Consider the following 8,838-nt stretch of genomic DNA (forward strand, 5'->3'; position numbering starts at 1 on the left):
TTAAAAAAAACAGCGTGCCACTAAAGCACGCTGTTTTTATTCGGTTTTGCGATAACCTTTCATTACCGCAAACCACGTTTTAAATACCCACTATTTAGAAGCTATATTTCATACCCACCATTCCCTGAGTATCACGATAGGTATCACTGCCAAACTGCTGACCTACGTTAATCCAAGAAGTGATGTTGTTATTCCACTTACCTTCCACACCCAATTTCACTTCAGCCAGGTCTTTTGCACCTTTCTGAGAGTCAGATAAACCACCGATATTCACTGCATAGTTATCGGTGTTATGTAACCAGTTCAGTTCCAGGAAAGGTTCAAACTCGCGGTTTTTACCATCGTCCACATGGCTGTGGCCGTTGGCATAAGTACGAATACCTAAACGGGTCATCAGGTTACTATCCGTATCATCTTTTATCCGGGTGCCAGTACTGTCGGTTCGGTCATTCGCGCTAACGCCCATCCAAACGATTTGTGCTTTAGGCTGTAACCAATAACTGGCATTTTCGCTTTGCCCCAGCTTAAAGCTATAACCACTTTCTATTGAAGCCGTCACACCGCGAGATTTATAGTTTTCAGTCTTGGCATTATTGCCGCTGACTTCGTTATCGAACCAGTTATACAGTACCCAAGTATCAACATAAGTACCCGTTTTGTCTTCGTTATTGGCATACCAAGTACCATAAAGTCCGGCACTGTAACCATCAACGCTTCCTTTAGATGAATAAAAGTTCGAATCGGTGTGGCTATGATTATTCGCATAACCGGCCATTACCCCCAGCAGCCAACGATCTAAACCATCGTTGCTCCACTGAGCTAAATCGCCGCCCATTTGCATCACGTAGCGGCTACCCGTGGTTTTTAACTGACCGCTACCATCATGGAAACTGTTGTATCCACCAACATGACGCATCCACATACTGGTGACTTTCTTCTCACCGGTTAACGCATCAATATATTGCGTCTCACCTAAGCGATCGTGTAACCGTGTGATAAACATGGTATTAGCTGCCGCTAGGTTAGCAATGTAGCTACCAAATTCCTCACGATAGAATGGTGTAACGACCACAGGTTCAATATTCGGCGTTGGATCGGGTGTTGGATCAGGTGTTGGACCTGGAGTCGGAATCGGATCCGGCGTAGGATCGGGATCCGGAGTTGGTTCAGGCTCTATCGTCGAAATCAAATACCAGTTTTTAGGATTAGCACCGGTAATTGAGCTACCTGGACGAACAAAATAGTTATAAGGGCCTGCAAAAATACGCTTACTGTTGCTGAAAGTTCCGGCTGAATTACCCGCAACGGTAATAATTTCGATCCCAATATTGGTTAGTGCGCCATTGCCGCCAATATGATTAATCTGTACATCAGTCTGACCTGAGGTATCGCCTTTCACCACCATCTTATCCGTATCGGAGCTATCATCCCCTAATACGGTGTTCAGGATCAGTGTGCCGCCATTACCGTTAAAGTTATTGTCAACGGTTAGGATTTTCGGCGTAAAAGTGCCTCCGGCTGCGGGTTCACTATATTTCAGTCTAGAATTGGTTAAGGTCAGATTAGTGACTTCAGAATCACCAGTCATGTTCCAGATGCTATTTGCACCATCAATATTTAAATTAATAACGCCAAGATTATCCGTAACGTTAGCATTGCTGGCATCTTTATAGGTGTACTGACTGACCGCTGCGGTACCAGTAAATTGACTATCGTCTTTCATGCTGAGATCGATAAGACCCGATTCCGCATACAACTTGCCATCAAGATGATAGATACCCGAGGTCAAAGAGGTGACTTTAGCCGCCTCGTTAACTACTGTTCCTGCACCATCATAAAGTTTGTCATCAGTACCGGTATAGTAGTTAGTTTGAGCGGAGGTAATAACGGAACCATCACCCAGCGTATGCATCACATAGGCGGTATCCGCTTGTTCCGGGGCAATAGTGATATCCCCTGTCAGTTCAATTCTTCCACCTAACGCATTAAAATTATTGTCTGACGTTAATTTCTTCTCGGCGCGCAGCGCATCAGCACCCGTACCGGTGGTAGAAACCGTTGTTGCTCCAGTAGTACCCTGTAGCTGAATCACACCGCCTTTATTGGCATAAACCGCATAGGCGTTATTACCGGTTGTTTTGATGGTGCTTCCTGAACCAATAATAGCGACAGCATTGGTTCCTTTTGCCGTACCGTTGGTTGATACGCTATCACGGTTACCTGCATACACAGCATAACCAATAGCATTCGAGCTATTACCACCCGTACCACCCGCCTCTATATTTGACTTATCACCAACATAGGCCAAATTATAGAAAGGTGCCTGAGAGGTTAAATTAACACGAACAGCAACGCCATTTTTTACTGTGACATTGCTCTCCTTACCGAGATAAACCCGGCCATAACCAGCGCCTGCGGCAGGGCTTTGGGCAACGTTAATACCGTTACTGTTACTGCCTTTTGCCGTGATGATGGCGCGATCGCCCGCAATAACCGTATAAACACCATTGGTGGAAGCTGTTCCATTCGTGCGAATCGCGTCAACCGAGCTGCCTGATGTAGTAACCGATAAATCAGTGCCAAAAATAAAAGCCGGGTGAGGACCATTCATGGCGAAATAGATACCATTGGTATTATTGGTTTCACTTCCCGTACCAAATATGGTCTTACTCCCTGACGTAGTAATCGTTACATTATTGCCACAGTTATTGGATACCGCATAAGCGCCACCAAACACCGTTGTATTAGTAATCGTTGCACCATTGCCACAAGGCACATTGGCATCAGCCAATACGGAAAAACTCATAAAAGGTAAAAGGAAACCAACAGAAAGGATAGATTCGGTGATAGCATTTCTTCTAAATTTCATTTTTACTCCTGTAAAAAAATGAAAAAAACAAGGAAACTTATTTATATTTAGCTAATACCACATTGCACGAGCGCATTATAATTAAAATACAATAATTTAAAATAGCAACAAATTCATATTCTATTTAACCCAATCAATTAAAACATTAACTCATTGTTTAATAATCTTTTTTAGTATTGTAAATGTTCAAATTTAAAATTTAATTCATATTTATAAATCGATAAGAAAATAGAACAACATAATAAAATTATAGAAAATAAATTATAAATACCCTTAAAAAACAAATGAATCCAAAAAAATCACCACATTAAAATAGGTAATTAAAATACATTTACCTTCCATCTTTAATTCACAAATTAACAACATTTTTCATTTAAAAAAATCAACATGAAAAGTATCGTTTTATAAGAAATTACATTCTCTATTTTTGATATTGATGAAGGGATAATGTAGGAAAATATTAAGTTACATTGAGAAAAAACGGTTTCCTAATTTCTCAATATAAACGGCAGGTATTGTTCATTGATAGGCAAAAAAGAGCCATAAAAAAACGGCGTGTCATTAATGACACGCCGTTGATTGTTGTATTACTTCGTCAGTTTTTAATTAAAACGCGTAACGAACGTTAATACCACCCTGCATACTACGATAACTCTGGTCGCCAACCTGACCACCTACACTGACTGTCGTACTCCAGTTATTGTCAAACTCGCTCTGGAGACCCAGTTTCAGTTCAGCACGGTTCTTCGGCATATCTTGTTTAACGGTATCTTCGCCCGTTTTAACAGAAGCACCGTCTTTGCTGTACCACCAGTTAACTTCTGCAAACGGACGGTGAGTATAGCTCTCACCTTTGATCTTGCCCGTTAAACGAGAACCTAAACGAGTACTCCAGTTATCATTATTCTGACCATCAACTTTGATTTTGCTAGAGTCAACAAAACTATCCGCTGCGTAGTCGTTATAAACAACTTGAGCCTGAGGGATTAAGCGCCATTCGTTCATGGTATTATCGTTAAGTACGAAGCTGTAACCGGTTTCCAGTGATGACGTCATCGAAGTAGAGTCATACTTGTTTGTTGATCTCAACTCACCGCTGGCGGTGTTATTGTACCAACCATACTGAGACCAACCATCAAGGTAGGCACCTTTCTGATCTTTAGCATCAGCAAACCAAGTCGCATAAACACCCAGACTGAAACCTTCAACAGTACCCGTAGCGTTATGTTGCTCACCGTTCATATTGGCCTTGCTGTTGGTATCAGAGTCCACATCACCCCAGCTTCCCATCACACCAATAACCGTGCCGGCATCACCTGCGGTATAGCTCAGTAAGTCGCCACCAACCTGAATCAGCGTGTAATCGCTGTTCGTATCAAGAGCACCGTTACCGGCTTTATTCTCAACGCGACCACCGATAATACGGCCCCATGCACTGCTGTCAGCACTTCTGAACTGGCTACCCTGACGGTCAAACAGCGTCAGTGATTGTAATACGCTAGCCATTGACTGGTTGCTTAAATAGATACCTGCTTCAGGACGCAGTTGCGGCTTGTTCTCTGGTCCAACAGAACGCAGATACCAGTTACCGTTTGCTTCATACGGAAGTCCCTGATACAGGCTGTATTCATAAGCACCCGCCACAACACGGTTAGCCAATGTGAACTGACCGTTTGATTGTCCACCAACGCTGATAACTTCGATGCCCTTCTTAGTTTGAGCACCTTCACCACCGGCATTGTTCACCACGACGTTAGTGTTACCAGAGGTATCACCAGAGATAATCAGCTTATCGGTAATAGAATTATCACCACTCAGCACGGTACTCAGGGTTAACAGACCATTGTTACCAATGTAGTTACCTTTTACGATGGTTTGACTACGTGGATCCGGGCTAGCCATGCGGATTTCACCGTTGTTAGTGAAATCACCACCAATCGTAAAGTTACCTGCTGGTTCTGCAGCATAACCGTTCGCCGCATCAGCCGTTGCCAGTAAACCGTGGTTGATAACGCTGCCATTCACGCCGCCATAACCACCCAGCTCTGCACCTTCAGCAATGGTGACCACATTAGCACTTTCCAGTACCGCATTGTTCAGCAGGGTCATATAACCCGCATTAATGTTGGTAGTACCTTGATAGGTTTGGCTGTTATCAATCAGTAATTGACCACTGCCTTCCTTAACCAGATTACCTGCACCGCTGATAACACCGCTGAAGGTATTATTCACGTCATTAGTGGTCGTTAATGTTGCGCTACCTAATGTTACCTTACCAGCACCGTTAAGGTTGTTAACGTGTTGATCAAAGTTGTTTAGATCGAACGTTCCGCCATCGGCTACGGTCAACTGTGAGCTCTTAGCAATAACATCAACGTTTCCTGCACGCAATGTACCTGAATTAACCAAGGTTGCGCCGGTATAGGTGTTCGCGCCAGACAGTTGAAGTGTACCTTCACCCGCTTTAGTCAGCGTTTTGCCATCCCAACCGGTTGCCGCATTGGCTGCTTCATCCGCCAGTACTACACCCAGATCGAAGAACTCTTTCTGGTCAGCCAGCGTGAAGGTACCCTGTGCTTTCTCTGGCGCTTTAGACTCAGCCGCGAACCAAGAAAGACCAAGACCAATACTGTAGTTCTGATCGTCATGAATTGGCGTCAACGTCAGATAATCAACTTCGCTAGCCGCGCCGCCAACAGAAACCGATTTAAAATCACCCGTCAGTTTACCTGCTGCTGAAGTGGTGATAACACGGAACTCATTACTTTCTAATTCTGTACTGTTCATAGTGGCAGGAACGCTATAACCGGACAGGTTAAAGGTTGCACCGCTACCAATTTCAGCCGATTTTGCCGTCACAACAGAAGCAGCATTACCGGCAGTCACTTCAAACTTGCCGTCGATTTTGAATTTATCAGCAACCGCCAGAGTCGCATCTGCCGCCATTGATAAGGTAGCTTCTGCATCGCTGGTTACGTTAGCCGCGTTAAAATCACCCGCTTGTTCAAAACGTAATGTGCCTGCTTTCACATTAACATTACCCTGGCTGGAGCCATCGTGGGTTAATGTCGCTTTACCGCTACCGGTTTTATTCAGCGTACCCTTACCAGACAAGGCATTCGCTAACACTTCATCGTTGGCGAAATCGAGCTGTAAAGTGCCGTCATTGACGATATCTCCACTGCTTAACGCTTTACTTTGTGTTGCCACTAAAGTGCCGGCCTTAACGTTGGTACCGCCTTGATAGGTATTTTCAGCCGTCAGCGTCAGTGAACCAGAACCGTCTTTAGTCAGGCTGCCGTCACCACTAATAATACCGTCATAGGTAGTAGCATCAGTGTCTTTAACCGTTAAGTTGCCGGTGCCCATCGTGATAGAGCCGGTTCCACTCAGGCTTTTTACCGTTTGATCAAAGTTATTCAGATCAAATACGCCTGCGGTCATTTTCAGGCCGGAGCTGGCAGCAATGATATCAACGATATTTGCCTTCAACGTACCGCCATCAATGGTGGTTTCACCAGTAAAGCTGTTAGTTTTGGTCAGTACCAACGTACCGTCGCCCGCTTTGTTCAATGAACCAGCATCTTGCAACAGAGCATCCATCACCAGTTCGTTACCCGCGTCAACATTCGCTACGGTGATGTTCGCTGCACTATTACTTAAAGAAATAATCGGAGCAACCAAAGTACCCGAACCGATGAACAGGCCTGCGGTTGAAACGACATTGTTAGCACCTGCCGTCAGATTGAAGGTACCACCGTTAGTCAGTACGGTACCGCCTGCGTTGATATTAATGCCTTTAGCCGTCAGCGTAGTCTTGTCGTCACCCTGAAGTGTTGCACCGTCATTAACGGCAAAAGTACCAAATTCTACGTTACCGTAGCTAACACCATCTACTAACGTGAACTTTCCGCCGTTGACGTTGGTGTTGTTTTTAATATCAGAGTTATATAACGCATCACCTGGGTTGCTGCTGTTACCATGGAAAATCACTTCACCGTCACCGGTCTTATTGATTTCCATTTTTGCGCTGGAAACAGAGGCAATTGGATCATAGAAATGAATCAATTTACCCGCAGCAGTATCCATATTCAGGCTGCCTGAGCCGCCCAGATAAATGGCGTTAGGATCGCCCGTGCCAGCTACCGGTGCATAGATGCCATTACCAATGTCGGTAAAGGTTGCGCCCTGACGGTTGCCTTGGAATACAATATCGCCATCTTTAGCATTCAGGTTAATGGTACCGCCTTCCAGATAGATAGCACCGCCCTGAGTTTTCGCCACGTTGTTGGTAAAGGTTGAGCCTGAGCCCAGATTTATTATGGCCTTAGGACCGACATCGTAATAAATCGCACCGCCGTAAGCATCGCCAGTTAATGAATAAACGTAGTTACCGTCAAAATTGGCCGCTCCGTTGAAGTTCATCAGGTAGCTGTAGTCACCACCATTACCATAAGCACTGACTGCGCCACCCAATGCATTACGGTTATTTTTTGCTTCAACAACAAAGTTGTTCTTGAAAGAAACCGCATTATTGAAATTCAGCTTGACGCCTTCGGAACCCGGATTCAGGTAACCGATGTTGATGGCACCACCACGAGAATGTTGGTCATTAACGTGATTCGGGTATTCAAAAGAATCTACCGTCGAACCATAGACATAGTTTCCGGTGAAATTGGTTGGCCCGTTAAACGTCAGGGCCGCAGAACCACCCCAGGAATCGATAGCACCACCAAAAACAGAAGAATGGTTATTGATGAAATTGGCTTCGCCATTAAAATTCATCACGCTACCATTGGTATCGTATAGTGTTACTGCTCCACCATAGTTACCGGTCCAGTTACTATCAAAAGTCACTTTACCGTTGAAATTCATGGTGTTATTAGAATAAAGTCCGACTGCCCCTGGTTGATCCCACAATCCGTGGTTGCCCTTGAACAACAAGCCAGCTGCACCACCGTCAACATTCATTACGGAACCTGTGCCGCCACGAATAGACAGGATAGGACCGTAGTCTGCTGACGCCCCTGAGGCATAGTCAGTTGGGCCGATATCGAGGAAAGTAGTCCCTTCCAGATTAAGGTTAACCGTTGTCTTCGATGAATCGATCTTAACCAGAGTAGAACGCGCCCCGGTAAACGGATCCGCAGTAATCGTAGCGTTCTTAATAGCGATGGTATCCAGCGCTTCGTCGATATCGAATAAACGCTGTCCGCTGCTAGTACCAATGGTGATAACTTTACCATTACCATCAATCGCGATAGTCGATTTACCTGCGGCATTAATATTAAAAGCCGTCTTCCAAGTAACATCACCATTCAACAAGAGATCATACGCACCCGTATTCAAACCGTTAGCGTAAATATCCTGACCTTCGGTCAATGTTGTTTGCGCCCCAGTGGCACCCATTGATACGCCCAAGTACACCGCAGGGAAAGAGAATACAATGGCTTTATGAAGAGAATTAAATCTATATTTACCGTCGAGTCTTTTTTTCATCCTAGTATTCCTAATTAAATCGTCCTTTTCGACACATGAATAAATTCAGGTAACAACCTGATTTACTTACCTGATATACAAAATAAATATTGTCTAAAAATAACACTAATCATAAGGATTCGAGTTATTAATACATTGACTGTAAAATTAAAGAGCACTAAATAACCGCACTTCATATATGTAATAAAGAAGTGTGTTATTATCGTCTTTAACAAGCACATCAATAACCCAATATGGGTAATAAATAATAGAAGACCAATTTTCAATATATTGAAATCATATTGTGAAAACATAATTTCAAATATTATGCTTACTATTCATTAGCATAAATATAGCCTTTCCAGAGTGGATTCAGAAGAATCCATGATCGACGCAATACTGGCTATCGCCTTGCAGTGAGAATGAAACATACTCAACTCATCCCTGAATCTATATAAACGCCCTATAGCCCAATTATCAATTGGGCTATA

At 43.9% G+C, this 8,838-nt stretch carries 2 protein-coding genes; both read right to left on the bottom strand.

Annotation, left to right across the window (positions count from 1 at the left end; all coding sequences use genetic code 11):
- Positions 1 to 94: 94 nt before the first annotated feature.
- The gene (locus HYN51_RS12505; RefSeq protein ID WP_108900332.1) at positions 95 to 2,869 is read right to left on the bottom strand and encodes an autotransporter outer membrane beta-barrel domain-containing protein; all 2,775 of its coding nucleotides are present in this window, start codon (positions 2,867 to 2,869) and stop codon (positions 95 to 97) included.
- Positions 2,870 to 3,475: 606 nt separating this feature from the next.
- Complete coding sequence (locus HYN51_RS12510; protein ID WP_108900333.1) at positions 3,476 to 8,368, bottom strand: autotransporter outer membrane beta-barrel domain-containing protein; 4,893 nt, start codon at positions 8,366 to 8,368, stop codon at positions 3,476 to 3,478.
- Positions 8,369 to 8,838: the final 470 nt, after the last annotated feature.

The sequence above is a fragment of the Limnobaculum parvum genome, from assembly GCF_003096015.2.
GTDB classification, from domain to species: domain Bacteria; phylum Pseudomonadota; class Gammaproteobacteria; order Enterobacterales; family Enterobacteriaceae; genus Limnobaculum; species Limnobaculum parvum.